This is a genomic window from Sphingomonas sanguinis (assembly GCF_001476905.1).
Classification (GTDB): Bacteria; Pseudomonadota; Alphaproteobacteria; order Sphingomonadales; family Sphingomonadaceae; genus Sphingomonas; species Sphingomonas sanguinis_B.
In genome coordinates this window covers 139,020-154,675 of the sequence record NZ_LDTE01000010.1, presented here as the reverse complement: position 1 = coordinate 154,675, position 15,656 = coordinate 139,020, and the positions used below count along the sequence as shown (strand labels likewise).

At 66.9% G+C, this 15,656-nt stretch carries 17 protein-coding genes; 7 read left to right on the top strand and 10 right to left on the bottom strand.

What is annotated here, in order from left to right; translation table 11 throughout:
• The first annotated feature begins 67 nt into the window (after positions 1-67).
• The gene (locus SB4_RS03025) at positions 68-712 is read left to right on the top strand and encodes a YitT family protein (protein ID WP_058751354.1); all 645 of its coding nucleotides are present in this window, start codon (positions 68-70) and stop codon (positions 710-712) included.
• Between the two features lie 141 nt (positions 713-853).
• Here SB4_RS03025 and SB4_RS03020 read toward each other — a convergent pair whose 3' ends face one another.
• From SB4_RS03020 to SB4_RS02990, 8 genes are all read right to left on the bottom strand, one after another.
• Entirely contained in the window at positions 854-1,882 is a 1,029-nt protein-coding gene (locus tag SB4_RS03020; RefSeq protein WP_058751397.1) for an aspartate-semialdehyde dehydrogenase, read from the bottom strand.
• A gap of 98 nt (positions 1,883-1,980) precedes the next feature.
• The gene (gene lysA, locus SB4_RS03015; RefSeq protein WP_058751353.1) at positions 1,981-3,267 is read right to left on the bottom strand and encodes a diaminopimelate decarboxylase; all 1,287 of its coding nucleotides are present in this window, start codon (positions 3,265-3,267) and stop codon (positions 1,981-1,983) included.
• Positions 3,264-3,512: a hypothetical protein gene (locus SB4_RS03010; protein WP_153006031.1), complete on the bottom strand. Its 249-nt coding sequence runs from the start codon at positions 3,510-3,512 to the stop codon at positions 3,264-3,266. The genes lysA and SB4_RS03010 overlap by 4 nt, the downstream gene beginning before the upstream one ends.
• Positions 3,509-3,931 (bottom strand): SAM-dependent methyltransferase, encoded by a 423-nt coding sequence (locus tag SB4_RS03005; RefSeq protein WP_241488454.1) that lies wholly within the window; start codon positions 3,929-3,931, stop codon positions 3,509-3,511. Before SB4_RS03005 ends, SB4_RS03010 begins: the two co-directional genes overlap by 4 nt.
• 11 nt (positions 3,932-3,942) lie before the next feature.
• Positions 3,943-4,191 (bottom strand): hypothetical protein, encoded by a 249-nt coding sequence (locus SB4_RS03000; RefSeq protein WP_058715915.1) that lies wholly within the window; start codon positions 4,189-4,191, stop codon positions 3,943-3,945.
• 118 nt (positions 4,192-4,309) lie between these two features.
• Positions 4,310-4,561 carry a hypothetical protein gene (locus tag SB4_RS19405; RefSeq protein ID WP_153006030.1) on the bottom strand — a complete coding sequence of 84 codons (252 nt, stop codon included), beginning with the start codon at positions 4,559-4,561 and terminating at the stop codon, positions 4,310-4,312.
• Between the two features lie 105 nt (positions 4,562-4,666).
• Positions 4,667-5,383 carry an MgtC/SapB family protein gene (locus SB4_RS02995; RefSeq protein WP_058751350.1) on the bottom strand — a complete coding sequence of 239 codons (717 nt, stop codon included), beginning with the start codon at positions 5,381-5,383 and terminating at the stop codon, positions 4,667-4,669.
• A gap of 137 nt (positions 5,384-5,520) precedes the next feature.
• Positions 5,521-7,791 (bottom strand): S9 family peptidase, encoded by a 2,271-nt coding sequence (locus SB4_RS02990; protein WP_058751349.1) that lies wholly within the window; start codon positions 7,789-7,791, stop codon positions 5,521-5,523.
• A 268-nt stretch (positions 7,792-8,059) separates the two neighbouring features.
• On the opposite strand from SB4_RS02990, the gene SB4_RS02985 reads away from it, so the two are divergent.
• The 3 genes from SB4_RS02985 to SB4_RS02975 all read left to right on the top strand — a co-directional run bounded on the left by SB4_RS02985 (position 8,060) and on the right by SB4_RS02975 (position 9,678).
• Positions 8,060-8,710 (top strand): DUF6975 family protein, encoded by a 651-nt coding sequence (locus SB4_RS02985; protein WP_058751348.1) that lies wholly within the window; start codon positions 8,060-8,062, stop codon positions 8,708-8,710.
• Between the two features lie 128 nt (positions 8,711-8,838).
• On the top strand, positions 8,839-9,375 hold the full coding sequence (locus SB4_RS02980) for a CHAP domain-containing protein (RefSeq protein ID WP_241491150.1): 537 nt from the start codon (positions 8,839-8,841) through the stop codon (positions 9,373-9,375).
• 54 nt (positions 9,376-9,429) lie between these two features.
• The gene (locus SB4_RS02975) at positions 9,430-9,678 is read left to right on the top strand and encodes a hypothetical protein (protein WP_058751347.1); all 249 of its coding nucleotides are present in this window, start codon (positions 9,430-9,432) and stop codon (positions 9,676-9,678) included.
• Position 9,679: 1 nt separating this feature from the next.
• On the opposite strand, the gene SB4_RS02970 is transcribed toward SB4_RS02975, so the two are convergent.
• Positions 9,680-10,774 (bottom strand): anhydro-N-acetylmuramic acid kinase, encoded by a 1,095-nt coding sequence (locus SB4_RS02970; protein ID WP_058751346.1) that lies wholly within the window; start codon positions 10,772-10,774, stop codon positions 9,680-9,682.
• 122 nt (positions 10,775-10,896) lie between these two features.
• Between SB4_RS02970 and rimO the strand changes: the two genes are divergently transcribed.
• Positions 10,897-12,237, top strand: a complete 1,341-nt coding sequence (rimO, locus tag SB4_RS02965) for a 30S ribosomal protein S12 methylthiotransferase RimO (protein ID WP_058751345.1) — start codon at positions 10,897-10,899, stop codon at positions 12,235-12,237.
• Here rimO and SB4_RS02960 read toward each other — a convergent pair.
• Positions 12,221-12,610, bottom strand: coding sequence for an MAPEG family protein (locus SB4_RS02960; RefSeq protein WP_082669916.1), 390 nt, complete (start codon positions 12,608-12,610; stop codon positions 12,221-12,223). The two genes, rimO and SB4_RS02960, sit on opposite strands and share 17 nt — an antisense overlap.
• Before the next feature lie 227 nt (positions 12,611-12,837).
• Between SB4_RS02960 and SB4_RS02955 the strand changes: the two genes are divergently transcribed.
• Positions 12,838-14,238: a serine hydrolase domain-containing protein gene (locus SB4_RS02955; RefSeq protein WP_058751343.1), complete on the top strand. Its 1,401-nt coding sequence runs from the start codon at positions 12,838-12,840 to the stop codon at positions 14,236-14,238.
• Entirely contained in the window at positions 14,235-15,614 is a 1,380-nt protein-coding gene (locus tag SB4_RS02950; protein WP_058751342.1) for a leucyl aminopeptidase family protein, read from the top strand. The genes SB4_RS02955 and SB4_RS02950 overlap by 4 nt, the downstream gene beginning before the upstream one ends.
• Positions 15,615-15,656: the final 42 nt, after the last annotated feature.

Sequence of the window (15,656 nt, the reverse complement as noted above, 5' to 3'; positions counted from 1 at the left end):
CTTCCGCTCTGCCGCCAAGAAGCAGGGCCATCAGGAGCGGATGCCGGACCCTTGACCCGGACCCTCGATGACCGCAGCGACCGCTTCCCCTGCCGAAACCCTGCCGCCCAGCCCGATCGGGCGTCCGCACAGCCTGCTCGAAGACGCCTATGCGATCTTCATCGGCGTGACCCTGCTGATCGTCGGACTGATGTTCCTGAAGGCGGCGGGGCTGGTGACCGGCGGGATCGCGGGCGTCGCGCTGCTGCTGTCCTATCTGCTGCCATTGCCCGCGGGCGTGCTGTTCACGCTGGTCAACATCCCCTTCTTCCTGTTCGCGCACAAGGTGATGGGCGCGCGGTTCGCGGTAAAGACGGTGCTGGTCAATGTCGGCATCGGCGTCGCCTCGGCGATCACGCGGGTGTCGGTACATGTCGACGGGGTGCATCCGGCCTTTGCCGCGCTGGTCGGCGGCACCGTGATCGGCATGGGCATCTTGGCACTCGCCCGGCACCAGGCCGGGGTCGGCGGCACCGGGGTCATCACCATCTGGCTCTATCGCAAGCGCGGATGGAATATGGGCATGACTCAGGTCGCGCTCGACGTCGTCATTCTCGCGATGGCGATCCCGGTCGTCTCGGGCCCGCAAATGATGTGGTCGGCGATCAGCGCGGCGGCGATCAGCCTGATCCTCTTCGCCTGGCACCGGCCGGGATTGTATATGGGGCGGTAAGAATATCCTCCCCGGCACGGGGAGGTGGCAGCGCGTATGCGCTGACGGAGGGGGGCTGCGACACAGGACTCGCCCGGCGGAGAGCCCCCTCCACCATGCTTCGCATGGTCCCCCTCCCCGTTACCGGGGAGGAGTTTAGGCTCAGTCGCCCTTCTTCAGGTGGCGGCGACCGAGCAGTTCGGCGATCTGAACCGCATTCAGCGCGGCACCTTTCCGCAGATTGTCCGACACGCACCACAGCGACAGGCCGTTATCGACCGTCGAGTCCTCGCGCACGCGGCTGATGAAAGTCGCATAGTCGCCGACGCACTCGACGGGCGTGACGTATCCCCCATCCTCACGCTTGTCGATCAGCATGACGCCGGGCGCCTCGCGCAGGATGTCCTGGGCTTCCTCGGCCGAGATTTCGTTCTGGAACTCGATGTTCAGCGCTTCCGAGTGGCCGACGAACACCGGCACGCGCACGCAGGTCGCCGTCACCTTGACCTTGGGGTCGAGTATCTTCTTGGTCTCGGCAACCATCTTCCACTCTTCCTTGGTCGAACCGTCGTCGAGGAAGCTGTCGATATGCGGGATCACGTTGAAGGCGATCTGCTTGGTGAACTTCTTGGGCTCGGCGGGGTCGCCGACGAAGATGTTGCGGCTCTGCTCGAACAGCTCGTCCATGCCCGCCTTGCCCGCGCCCGACACCGACTGATAGGTCGCGACGACGACGCGCTTGATAGTCGCCTTGTCATGTAGGGGCTTCAGCGCCACGACCATCTGCGCGGTCGAGCAGTTCGGGTTGGCGATGATGTTCTTCGCCTTGTAGCCGTCGATCGCGTCGGGGTTCACCTCCGGCACGATCAGCGGCACGTCCGGGTCCATGCGATAGAGCGACGAATTGTCGATCACGACGCAACCGGCGGCGGCGAATTTGGGCGCATAGACCTTGGTCGCGTCCGATCCGATCGCGAACAGCGCCATGTCCCAGCCGGTCGGATCGAAATGCTCGATATTCTTGATGGTGAGCATCTTGCCCGTCTCACCATATTCGATCTGGTCGCCCTGGCTGCGCGACGAGGCGACGACCGCCAGTTCGTCGATCGGGAATTCCCGCTCCGCCAGAATGTTGATCATTTCCCGGCCGACATTGCCCGTCGCCCCGGCGACCACCACGCGATAACCCATCATACCCTCCACTCGGAAGCGTGAGCCGGTAGCGTCATTGCGCGGACACGTCCACCAACTTTGCGAAAAGTGCGCGTTGGGCAAGGCCAAGCCGGGATTTACGCGGCCCGGCCCAGCGCTGCCTCCTGCCACTCATCGGGCAGGGTCTGCGGACGGATATCCGCCGACGCGATGCGCGGGGCGATCAGCGCGAAGCGGCCGCCCTCCACCATCACCTCGGCGGCCAGCGCGCGGCTGTTGTAGCAGGAGGCCATCGACGCGCCGTAAGCACCCACGTCCCGGATCACGGCCAGGTCGCCCTCGCCCACCCGGTCGATCATCCGCGCGCGAGCGAAGCGGTCGCTGCTTTCGCACACCGGGCCGACCACATGCGCGCGCATCGTGGCTCCGTTGGGTGCGACCGCCGCGAAATCGTGCCACGCGTCGTACAGCGCGGGCCGGGCAAGGTCGTTCATGCCCGCATCGATCACGACGAAGGGACATTCCTCCCCGGGCTTGACCCAGAGCACACGGGTCAGCAGCACTCCGGCATGGCCGGCGATATAACGCCCCGGCTCGAACAGCAGCGTCGCGTCCCAGTCTCGGGTGACGCGCGCCACCATCGCACCATAGGCCGCGACATCGGCATCCGCCCCGCCACGATAGTCGATGCCCAGTCCCCCGCCGAGATCGACATGGGTGATCCCATGCCCCCGCGCCCGCAGCGCCGCGACCAGTTCGCCGACGCGGCGATACGCGGCCTCCAGCGGATCGAGCGCCATGATCTGGCTGCCGATATGGACCGCCACGCCCTGAAGCGACAGGCCGGGGCGTGCGGCCAATCGATCGTAAATGGCGAGCGCATCGGCAATCGCTACCCCAAACTTGCTGTCGCTGGTGCCGGTGGTGATCTTGGCATGAGTGCCCGCATCGACATCCGGATTGACGCGCAGCAGCGCCGGGGCGGCCCGCCCCATGCGCACCGCGATCGCCGCCAGCACCTCGCCCTCGCGCTCGCTCTCCAGATTGATATGGCCGACCCCGGCACGAAGCGCCTGCGCCAGTTCCTCCGGCGTCTTGCCGACGCCTGAAAAAGCGATGTCGCGCGCCGCCATTCCGGCGTTGAGCGCGGCGGTCATCTCCCCGCCCGACACGATGTCGGCGCCGTACCCTTCGTCGCGCAACAGGTTCAGCACGGCGAGCGAGGGATTGGCCTTCACCGCAAAGGCCAGTGCTTTGCGCGGAACGGGGGCGAGCGCGTCGCGAAACCGCCGGGCCGCCGCGCGCAAGGCGGCGGCGGAATAGACATAGGTCGGTGTGCCCACGGCCTGCGCGATGGCGGCGAGCGACACGCCCTCGGCATGAAGCACGCCGCCGCGCACGGCAAAGCCCGGATCGGCGCTCATGACCGCCGCCCCCGCCGCAGCCGCGCGGCATGGATCGCCTCGGCCGTGTGATAATGGCCGCGCCGCTCGGCCCGCAGCGCCTGGACTAGGCGCTTGCCGTTCAGCAGCAGCGTCAGGCCGCCCAGCGCCACCAGGAACCAGAACAGCGCCAACAGCGAGCCCGTCGGCCCCATCAGCGTCGCCACCGACGCGCCCAGCATCATCGCACCGCCCAGCATCCGCCAGGCCATATCCCGTCCCGTCATGCCATCATCTCCTGGGGCACCCGCCCCTCGACCGGATCGCCGATCACCCATGTCCCCGCTGCCCGCAGCGCCCCCGTCAGCCCGCCGCCGCGATGCCAGACCACGATGTCGGCCGGAAACTCGCACTCGGTTGCCAGTGCCTCGGCCGGATCGGCGCGCTCGAAGACCAGTCCCATCGCCGCATCGCGATGCCGCCTCGCCGCCGCTTTCGCCCGGCCGATCAGCGCGGGAGAGCCGCCGATGCCGCGCCCCTCGATCGCGGTGAAACCCATCGCCCGCGCCCGCTCGGCGACCGCGATCAGGAAGCCGCCCGCACCGCAATCGGCGTCGACGATCCGCACCGCCCGGCGATGGTGTTCGCGCAAGGCCCCCAGCGCCGCCTCCACGGCAGGCCAGCGGGGATCGTGCCGGTGTCGCATCAGGGTATCCATCACGCGGCCTGCGGCATCGGCAAGGGGCCGAAGGGCACCAGCGGGATCAACGCCGTGCCCGACACCCGAACGCTGGCATGATAGATTTCAGCCTCTTCGGCGGCATAACGCATCGCCGCCCCGCGCGAGACGAAGCGCCCCTCCAGCAATCGCTCGCTATCCTGGACCAGCCAATGACCGTCCCGGTCCTGGCCGACATAGATGATCCGCGCCGGACCGTCCGGCTGGGGGAAAATATCGGAACTCATAAGGACTTGAAACCTCTGCCGATCGGGCGATCCGTCGCCCGCCCCGATCAGCTACGCCTCGACCCATAGGGTTTCGAGAGCGATTTCCGGCTTTCGCATAGTGGCGGCATAATGTCGCTCACACCCGCCGCCAGCGGGCGCTGACCGGCACCTCATCGAACACATGGCCACCCAGGATGGTGAGCGCGCTGCCCAGGCTGCCCGCCATGAAGCCCAGCGTGGCGAGCGCATAACCCGCAAGCGTCGCCCGCCCGCCATGGCCGGCCATCGCGACCAGATGCGCGATCATCCGCCACGCCAGCACGCAGAGCCCAACCCCCAAAAGGCGCAGCGCAAGCCCTTCCCCTGCTGTCCGAACCCGTGCCGCCATATTGCCTCCTTGCCAGGCTCAGCGGCTAATCTCAGGCGGCATAGCAATGCGAGAGCGATTCCCCGGTTTCGCATAGTGTGCGCATAGTGCCGGGGAAGGCATCCATCAGTCGTGGGTACTCGCCCCCCAGGTGGCGTGGGCGATGCCATGGACCGACTGGAAATGGTCCGTAATCCGGTCCAGTTCGCTAGCCTCCACGATGGTCGGGGTCAGCGTGGCGGTCACGCGGACCTGATCCTCGCCGCTCTCTTCGATGTCCAGTTCGCCCACGGGCAGCCCGGCGCCTTCCAGATGCTCGACCAGCAGGTCGCCGATCGGCCCGGCCTGGGCTGCGGTGGTCGTCAGGCTGACCGAATAGGTCGCCTCGACATGGCGTCCCTCGACCGGGAAGCGGTTGATCGCATCGACCAGCGGGCGCAGCGCGGTGTTGGCGAGCAGGACGATGACGGTCAGCAGCACGGCTTCGGCCACCATGTCGCTGCCCGCGATCGAGCCGACCGCCGCCGAGCACCACAGGGTCGCCGCGGTGTTCAGCCCGCGGACGTTCATCCCCTCTTTCATGATCACGCCCGCGCCCAGGAAGCCGATGCCGGAGACGACATAGGCGATGATGCGGATCGATTCGACATCGCCGCCCAGCCGCTGGCCGAGATCGACGAATGCCGCCGCGCCGATCGCGACCAGGGCGTTGGTGCGCAGGCCCGCCGTACGCTGGCGATATTGCCGCTCCGCGCCGATCACGGTGCCCAGGACGAACGCGGTCAAATAGCTGACCAGCGTGTCGAGGAAGGGCCAAAGGTAGAAGGTCTTCAGAAATGCCATGAGGTGCCCATCCTATTCCTCCCCTGCGAGGGGAGGTGGCAGGGCGAAGCCCTGACGGAGGGGTGTCACCATCAGCGGCGACACCCCTCCACCAGCTTCGCTAGTCCCCCTCCCCTTACAGGGGAGGAATGACGGGATCATTTCGTCTTCGGCTTGTCCTTCACCGTCCGGTCGAGAAAGTTCAGAATCGTGTGCCACAGATGCTCGGACACGCCCGGCCCGCCGACGCGGTGGGTCTGGCCGGGATAGAGCATCATCTCGAACGGCGTGTCGGTCTTCTGCATCTCGGCGGCAAAGGCCGTCGCGTTGTCGAGGAAGACATTGTCGTCCGCCATGCCGTGGATCAGCATCAGCGGATCGCGGATCTTGGCCGCATCGGTAATCGCCTGCGAGCCCGCATAGCTTTGCGGGTCGGTGTGCGGGTCGCCCAGATACCGCTCGGTATAGTGCGTATCGTAGAGCTGCCAGTCGGTGACGGGCGCGCCCGACACGGCGGCGGCATAGACGCCCGGCGTCTTCTCCAGCATCTTGATCGACATATAGCCGCCGTACGACCAGCCATAGGTCGCGATCCGAGCCGGATCGACGAAGGGCAGCGTCTTCAGATAGTTCGCGCCCGCCAGCTGGTCGGCGACCTCGACCGTGCCCATCGCGTGGTAGATGGCATCCTCGAACGCCTTGCCGCGATTGTACGAACCGCGATTGTCGATCTGGAAGAAGATCCAGCCCTGATCGACTAGATATTGTGGCAATGCGCCCTGCCAGCCGCGCGTGACCTGCTGGCCGGTGCCGGGGCCGCCATAATGCTGGAAGAAGACGGGGTAGCGCTTGCCCGGTTCCAGCTTGGGGGTAATCATCTCCCAATAGAGGGTCGTGCCGTCATCGGCCTTGATCGTGCCGAACTTCGTCTCGCGGTGGCTGGCGAGATAGGGCGCATAGGGGTGCCCAGCGACGATGGCGTTCTCGTTGATCCAGCTCAGCCGCTTGCCGGTCGTGTCGGCCAGATAGACCTGGGTCGGCTGGCTCGGGCTGGAGCGCGAGACGATGAAGCGGCTGGCCGATGAATCCATCGTCGCGCTGTTGGTATAGCCACGCTCGGTCAGGCGGGTGATGACGTTCGGCTGGGCGATGTCGACGGCATAGAGATGCTGTTCGAGCACATCGTCCTTTAGGCCGGTGAAATAGAGCCTTCCCTTCGCCTCGTCGACGCCGACCAGATTGGTCACGACCCACGGCCCCTTGGTCAGCTGCGTCCACTGGCCGTTCGCGAAATGATAGAGATGGCCATAGCCGTCGCGCTCCGACCGCCAGATCAGGCTGCCGTCCTTCATCGGGCGATAGGCGTCCGACAGGTTCAGCCAGCTGCGGTCGCCCGAACGCTCGGTAAAGAGAACCGTCGACTGGCCCGTCTTCGGATCGACGCGGAGCATGTCGAGCGTCTTCTGATCGCGGCTCTCACGCTGGACCAGCATCGCCGAGCCGTCCGGCGTCCAGTCGACGCGCGCCAGATAGATGTCGGGGTTGGTGCCGAGATCGACCTTTACCCGGCCCGATCCGTCCGCCTTCATGACGTACAGATCGACCAGTGCATTGGGCGTACCCGCCGCCGGATAGCGCTGTTCATAGACCTTGGTGCCCGCCGCGCCGATGGCGGCGCGGACGGCGACCTTGACGGGCGCATCGTCGAACCGTTCGACCGCGATATAGCGTTCGTCGGGGCTCCACCAATAACCGGTGAAGCGGTGCATTTCCTCCTGCGCGACGAATTCGGCCTCACCGAAATGGACGGTGCCGCCGCCGTCCTTGGTCAGCGCGCGCGCCTCGCCGCCGCCCAGCGGCATGGCCCAGAGATTCTGGTCACGCACGAAGCTGACATAGCCGCCCTTGGGGCTGACGATGGGGTTCAGCTCGCCGCCGGGTGTGTTGGTCAGGCGGCGGACCTGCCCGTCGAGACCGGCGAGATATAGGTCGCCGTCCAGCGGCACCAGGATCGACTTGCCGTCAGGGGCCCAGTCATAGGCGACGATGCCCTTCGACCCGCCGATCCGCGCACGCTCGCGCTGCATCTTTTCCGCCTCGGACAGCTCGGCGCCCGAGCCGACCTTCTTGGAGTCGACCAGCATCCGCTCCTCTCCGGTGCGGGTGTCGCGCGCCCAGAGGTCCAGCCGCTCGCGCTCGTCGGCGCGCGGGCGCAGCGAGGTCAACAGCGTGCCGTCGGGCGACAGGCGAAGGCCGCGCGGTTGCGATCCCGACAGGTCGGGGCTGCCGAATACACGGCCGAGGGTCAGTTCGCCCTGCTTGCTGCCTTGGACGGCCGGACCATCAGCGGCCATCGCCGGTGCTCCCGACCCGATTGCGATCGACGCTCCTACCGACGCCAGTGCGAGACCCAGCACCCATTTGCGCATTCATACCACTCCAGACCCTATCGCACCGGGTCGTCGCCCGATGTGTGAGGGCGCGTTATTGCGAGGCCACCACGATCCGGCAAGCAGGATCGGCACATCCTCCTGCAACGGGCGCGTTTCGTCGCGACGGAACGCCCGCATAACTCGTTACGGAAGCGATTTCGATTTCGTAAACCGCGTGTTAACGAAAACTGGTTAGGCCGACCGATCGGGAGCGACAAAGGGACCGGACGTCCCTGCGCCGCAACCACCCATTATCGGAACGGACATGGCGACCCTGACGGCATTGGACATTCAGAGTGATCGACGGGGCGACATCCGGGCCATCATGGCCCGGCTGGGCAGCGCCGGGCATCCGCATGTCCAGTCGCTACTTCTGCCGCAGGTTCTGCTCCACGACCTGACCGACGCCGTCCATGCCGTGTGTGCCGTGCACGGCAACCATCCGTGCATGATCGACTATGCCATGGCGCGCGGGATCGAACTCGACACGCTGCCTTGGCTGATCGGTTCGTCGAACGCCTTTTCGCACGAACGCGCCTTTCTCGCCCATCTGACCTCCGCCGCCGGTCCGCTGCCTTCCACGCCGGGACAGGCGCAGACCGATGCGGCGCTGACCCAGCTGCGCCAGACGCTTGAGATGCTGGCCAATTCCGACCGGCGGGGCTGCGCCACGGGCGCGGTGTCCGCGCTGATCCTCGACTGGCGATCGATCCGCCAGATCCTGTCGCAGGCGGCAATGCGCTTCGGCGTGTCCACGCCCCCCAGCACGCTGCCCGAGCCGCTGCTCGATTGCGAGGACGACGAATCGGCCATCGGCCTGGCCCGTGCCCGCGGTTTCGGTGCGACCCAGTTGCTGGGTCAGCATCGGGGTCTGTGGGACCTTCTCGAAGCCCGAGCGAGCGCCCGGCGCGGCTAGACTGTGATCCGCGCGCACGCCCTCCACCGGTCGCGCCTCCTACTCACTCCATCTCGTTACCAAGCCGTTAACCATGCCGGACAGGTGTGGATTAAGGCGTGCTTCATAGGGTCGACACCATGAAAGGCATGGTGTCCAAGGCAATCCTATCGCTCTGCGCACTGACGGTCGCTCTTCCGGCCGAGGCGCGTTCGCTGCTCGATTATGTCGGACAGTGCGTCCCCTTCGCACGCGCCGCCTCCGGCATTCCGATCTACGGCGACGCCTGGACCTGGTGGTCGCAGGCCGAGGGGAAGTATCCGCGCGGCCACACCCCGCGCGTGGGTGCCGTCGTCGTCTTTGAAAAGACCAGCCGCCTGCCGCTGGGCCATGTCGCGGTGGTCAGCCGGGTGGTCGAGGACCGGGTGCTGATGCTGACCCATGCCAACTGGTCGATCCAGAATGGCGAGCGGGGTCATGCCGAACAGGATGTAACGCTGTTCGACGTGTCGCCCGAAAATGACTGGAGTCGGGTCAAGGTCTGGTTCCGCGACTCGGACGGACTGGGCAGCTCGACCTATCCGATCTACGGCTTCATCTATGGCAAGGGCCGCCCGGCGCCGGGACTGACCAGCGACAAACCCGATTATGTCGGCGCGCTGATCGACGCCTATGTCGCGCGCTGATTGTCTCTGACGCGGTGACAATGTAACATCCTCTCATGTAAAGGGAGGAAGTCGATGATGTTGCTCGTCGCGTTGGCGCTCTTCGCCGATTCGGGCATTCCCTATTCCACCATGCCGACCATCGGCCAGCCGCCCGAACGCTGCGTGCCGAAAGACCGGCGGGTTCGCGGCAAGGCGGAGACGCCCAGCCTGCGCAAATTGAACGAGCTGCCGGATGCCGAGCCGCAATATACCGTGCTTCGCGAAATCGACGGCTGCCCCATCCCAGCCAAGGTCAACGCGAAGAGCGCCAAGCCGCGATAGGTCAGGCTCCAGCCGGGCGATGGATCACGCCGCCGGTCATCGCCTGCGGCACGCCGGTGGTGCCCGGAAAGCTGATCGGCCGCTCATCCAGCCGTCGGACCGCCATATAGGCGAACCCTTCCGCCTCCAGCGCATCGCCGTCCCAGCCGAGCATGTCGGTCGGCTCGGGCGTGAGCCCCGTCTCGGCCGCGATCATCGCCAGCATCGTCGCATTGTGCCGCCCACCGCCTGCGACCAGCAGACGCCGTGGCCGCTCGGGCAAATGGTCGAGTGCGCGTGAAACCGTCCGCGCGGTAAAGGCGGTCAGCGTCGCTGCGCCGTCCGCCGCCGATAAGCCCCGCGCGGGCTGGATGGTGAAGTCGTTGCGGTCGAGCGACTTGGGCGGCGCGAGGTCGAACCAGCCATTGTCCATCATCGTGTCGAGCACGGTCGGCTCGACCCGCCCGCTTGCCGCCGTCTGGCCGTTCGCATCATAGCGCTGGCCGGTTTCGGTCTCCATCCAGCTGTCGATCAGGCCGTTGGCAGGTCCGGTGTCGAAGGCGACCAACGCACCGTCGCGACCAATCCAGGTAACATTCGCCACCCCGCCCAGATTGAGGATCGCGACGGGCTTCTCCAGTCCGGCGGCCAGCGCAGCGTGATAGACGGGGATCAGCGGCGCGCCCTGCCCGCCCGCAGCCACATCGGCCGAGCGAAAGTCGGAGACGGTGACGATCCCGGTCGCGTCCGCCAGCGCCTGCCCGTCGCCGATCTGCCAGGTCCAGCCGCGATCGGGGCGATGCGCCACCGTCTGGCCGTGAAAGCCAATGACGTCGACCGTCCCCGCCTCGACGCCTGCATCGCGCAGCAGCTTCTGCACCGCCATCGCATGGGTCCGCACAATCAGCTCGCTCGCCGCGACAATGGGTGGACTGGCGCGCGGCCGGTCGAAGGTCAGCGCCAGCGCGGTCGCCTCGGCCAGTTCGGCCCGCGCCGCGTCCGAATAGGGTTCGCTGCGGAACGCGATCGGGTTCACCGCCGCCTCGCCATCGGTCTCAATCAGCGCGGCATCCACGCCGTCGAGCGAGGTCCCCGACATCAATCCGATCGCCAGCATCGCCCAGTAACCTTTTAACCCAGTTTCCCTTGCGTCATGCCGCGATCGCGGGCCCCTGTCGACCGGATCGAACCCCGCATCTGGAAAAGTGATCCAATCTGGACTATGTGCGCGCGCATCCCATGGCAACCAAACTCCCTACTCCGCCGCGTGTCGGCATGGTCTCGCTCGGCTGTCCCAAGAATCTGGTCGACAGCGAACGCATCCTGACCCAGCTGCGCGCCGATGGCTATCAGATGTCGCCCGACTATGCCGGGGCCGATGTCGTGCTGGTCAACACCTGCGGCTTTCTCGACTCCGCCAAGGAGGAAAGCCTGGAGGCGATCGGCGAGGCGATCAAGGAAAACGGCCGCGTCATCGTGACCGGCTGCATGGGCAAGGAAGCCGAGGCGATCCGCACCCGCTTCCCGGATGTGCTCGCGATCACCGGTGCGCATGAGTATGAGCAGGTGGTCGAGGCCGTCCACGCCGCCGCACCCGCGAATCTGTCGCCCTATATCGACCTGATCCCCGATGCGGGCCTGAAGCTGACCCCGCGTCACTACAGTTATCTGAAGATTTCGGAGGGCTGCAACCACCGGTGCAGCTTCTGCATCATCCCCAGCCTGCGCGGCGATCTGGTCAGCCGCCGCCCCGACGCGATCCTGCGCGAGGCGGAAAAGCTGGTCGCGGCGGGCACGCGCGAGCTGCTGGTCATCAGCCAGGACACCTCGGCCTACGGCATCGACATCCGCAAGGAACCACGGATGTGGAAGGGGCAGGAGGTCGTGCCGCACATGACCGACCTGGCCCGCGAACTGGGCAAGATCGCGCCCTGGGTACGCCTACACTATGTCTATCCCTATCCGCATGTGGATCAGGTGATCCCGCTGATGGCGGAGGGGCTGGTGCTGCCCTATCTGGACATCCCGTTCCAGCATGCCGCGCCGTCCGTCCTCAAGCGCATGAAGCGCCCCGGCAACGACGCCAAGGTGCTGCAACGCATCCACCAGTGGCGCGACATCTGCCCCGACATCACGATCCGCTCGACTTTCGTCGTCGGCTTCCCCGGCGAGACGGAAGAGGACTTCGAATATCTGCTGGACTGGCTGGACGAGGCCCAGCTCGACCGCGTCGGCGCCTTCCGCTTCGAGCCGGTCGAGGGTGCCGCCGCCAACGCCCTGCCCGATCACGTCCCCGAGGAAGTGAAGGAAGAGCGTTACGCGCGGATCATGGAAAAGACCGCCGCCATCTCGGCTGCCAAGCTCGCCGCCAAGGTCGGCCGCACCCTGCCCGTCATCATCGACGCGGTGGACGAAGAAGGCGGCGCGACCGGTCGCTCCCAGGCCGACGCGCCCGAGATCGACGGCGAGGTCTTCCTGCGCGACGCTGGGCATCTGACCGTCGGTGACATTGTGAAGGTCGCGATCGAGGATGCCGACGAGCACGATCTGTACGGCGTTCCCGTCACAGGAAACGCGTAAGCATCATCACCAGGCCGACCATCGACACAAGATAGGCCAGCGACCGCATATATCGGACGCCGAAGAGGTACAGCGGTACATAGGCGACCCGCGCGAGGAACCACACCCACGCGCCGGTCGCCGCGATGCCGCCGCTCCGCCCCGTCACCGCGAGACCGAGCGCGAGGGCGATGAAGATCGGCCACGTCTCCCGAAAATTGGCCGAGGCGCGCTCGGCGCGGCCCGCATAGCGGCCCAGCGGCGCGGGCGTCCCGTCGCGGGGCCCTGCGTTCCAGCCGATGCCCCGGTCCAGCGTCGCCATCTGCGATTGCAGCGCGATATGCACGAACAGCAGGATGATCGACCAGCCGAGGATGGTCAGTTCGGTGGTCAATTGCCTATCTCCCAAGACCACCCCGGCGGACGCCGGGGTCTAAACGCCATGCGGCCGTGAGGCGCGCCATGTCCTGTCCAACGCAAGACATTGCAACTGGCCCCCGGCCTCCGCCGGGGTAGTGCTGAAAAATGCCTTTCCCCTCGCACCATGCAGTCAGGGCGACGTCGAAGCCCAAGCACCCACACCCGTTGCGCGCTTCCCGCAAACCTGCTTCCTTGGCGCGCATGAGATACCCCCATTTGCTGGCGGCGATCGCGCTCATCGCTCCCGCCCCGCTCCTCGCCCAGGCCCTCACCCCGGCGGAAACCCAGAAGATCGATGCGCTGGTCACGAAGACGCTGGCCGATACCGGCGTCCCCTCCGCCTCCGTCGCGGTGGTGCGCGGCGGCCGGATCGTGCTCGCCAAGGCCTATGGCAAGCAATATGAGGGGCAGACCGGTCCCGCCGATCCCACGCTCCCCTATCAGATCGCCTCGGTGTCGAAGCAGTTCACCGCCGCCGCGATCCTGCTGCTGGCGGACCAGGGCAAGCTGTCGCTCGACGACACGGTGTCGAAGTACATCCCCGGCATAACCGATGGCGACAAGATCACCATCCGCCAGCTGCTCAGCCACACTTCTGGCCTGCGCGACTATTGGCCGCAGGATTACAGTTTCAAGGCGATGGCGACGCCGACCACGCCGCAGGGCATCGTCGACCGCTGGGCCAAGGCCCCGCTCGACTTCGCGCCGGGCACGCAGTGGCAATATTCCAACACCGGCTATGTCGTGGCGGGCATGATCGTCGAGAAGGTGTCGGGCCAGCCGCTGCTCGCCTTCCTTCAGGCCCATGTCTTCAAGCCGCTGGGCATCCGCGCGATCGACCAGGACAAGGCGGTCGGCCCCGGTTTCCCGCAGGGCTATCTGCGCCACGCGCTGGGCCCCGTGCGGGTCGAGACGCCCGCCGCTCCCGGCTGGCTCTATGCGGCGGGCGAACTGTCGATGTCCGCGGAGGACCTCGCCAAATGGGACATCGCCCGGATGAACCGCACGCTGCTTTCGCCCAAGGACTGGGCCGAGCAGGAAACGCCGGTCAACCTGACCAGCGGCGCCAGCACCGGCTATGGGCTAGGCGTCGGGATCGCCGTCGCCGATGGCCACCGCATGGTCGAACATAGCGGCGAAGCGGTCGGCTTCCTGACCGAGAATATCGTCTATCCGGAAGACAAGGCCGCCATCGTCGTCGCGGTCAATGCGTGGTTCGCCGATGCGCAGAACCGCATCGCCAAGGGCATTTCGCAGATCATCCTCCCCGCCCCCCAGGCCAATAGCGAGGATGCCGCCGCCCTGGCCCGCACCCAGGCGGTCTATGCGCAGTTGCAGGCCGGAAATCTCGACCGCGCACTGCTGACCGAGGACGCGGCCTATTATTTCACGCCCGCGACCATCGCCGACTATAAGGCCAGCCTGTCGCCGCTGGGCACTCCGGCCACGATCGAGCAGAGCGGCCGTACCCGGTTGCGGGGCGGCTTCGTCAATCGCAACTACCGCGTCACCTATCCGAACCGGACCTTGCGCATCAGCACCTATGCCGAGCCCGGTGCCAACGGAAAGATCGAACAGTTTCTGGTGAGCCCCGCAGAATGACCGACTTCGCTTCCCTTCTCCAGCCCGATCGTGGCCAGAGCGCCCGCATGATCACCCTGCTGACACCCGAAACGTTCGACGCCTGGCTGAACCGCCAGTCCGCCGCGACCCGCGCGCTGGCCACCGCACAGCGTTTCACCGCCAAGCCGGGCACCCATGTCCTGATCGCCGACGGGGACGGCATCGCCGTCGTCGCGGGGGTCGCCGACGCCAACTCGCCCTGGGCGCTGGCCAAGCTCGCCGAGGCACTGCCCGAGGGCAGCTATCGCCTCGACGGGGTGGAGGTCGGCGCCAATGCGCTCGGCTGGCTGCTCGGCCAATATCGCTTCACCCGCTATCGCAAGGCGGAGGACGCCGCGCCGCGAGTCCTGCTGACCCGCGACGTCGCGCACCGCGACGAGATCATCCGCATCGCCGCCGCGACCGCGCAGGTCCGCGATCTGGTCAATAGCGGCGCGGGCGATCTGGGGCCCGCCGAACTGGAGGCCGAGGCGCAGACGCTGGCGCGCGCGCACCATGCGGACGTGACCGTGACCAGCGGCGAGGCGCTGGCGCGCGACTATCCGATGATCCACGCGGTCGGCCAGGCCGCCACCCGCGAGCGCGCGCCCCGGCTGATCGAGCTCCACTGGGGCGACCCCAGCCATCCCCGCATCGCCATCGTCGGCAAGGGCGTGTGCTTCGACACCGGCGGGCTCGACATCAAGCCGTCGGCGGGCATGCGGCTGATGAAGAAGGATATGGGCGGCGCGGCGCATGCCCTGGCGCTGGCCGGGCTGGTCATGGCGGCCAAGCTGCCGGTGCGGCTCCACCTGCTGATCCCGGCGGTCGAGAATGCAGTGTCGGGGGCGTCCTTCCGCCCCGGCGACGTGCTGCGGACGCGCGAGGGCCTGACGGTCGAGAACACCAATACCGACGCCGAGGGCCGGTTGATCCTGGGCGACGCACTGACCCGCGCGGGCGAGGAAGCGCCGGAGCTGATCCTCGACTTCGCCACCCTGACCGGCGCGGCACGCGTGGCACTGGGTCCCGACCTGCCGCCCCTGTTCACCGATGACGAGGCGCTGGCCGCGGACCTGCTGACGGCGGGTGTGGCGGAGGACGATCCGGTGTGGCGGATGCCGCTCTGGGACGGTTATGACGACATGCTGAAGTCCGACATCGCCGACATGGTGAATGCGCCGGATGGCGGCTTTGCCGGGGCGATCACGGCCGCGTTGTTCCTGCGACGCTTCGTGCCGAAGTACACGACCTGGGCGCATCTCGACGTGTTCGCCTGGCGGCCCTCGGCCAAGCCAGGGCGGCCCAAAGGCGGCGATGCCTATGCGCTGCGGGCCGCTTATGCGATGTTGAAGAAGCGCTATCCGGGGGCTTGAGAAGCGTGCGGGGCGGGGCGTTCGACCACGCCCCGCCCTCAC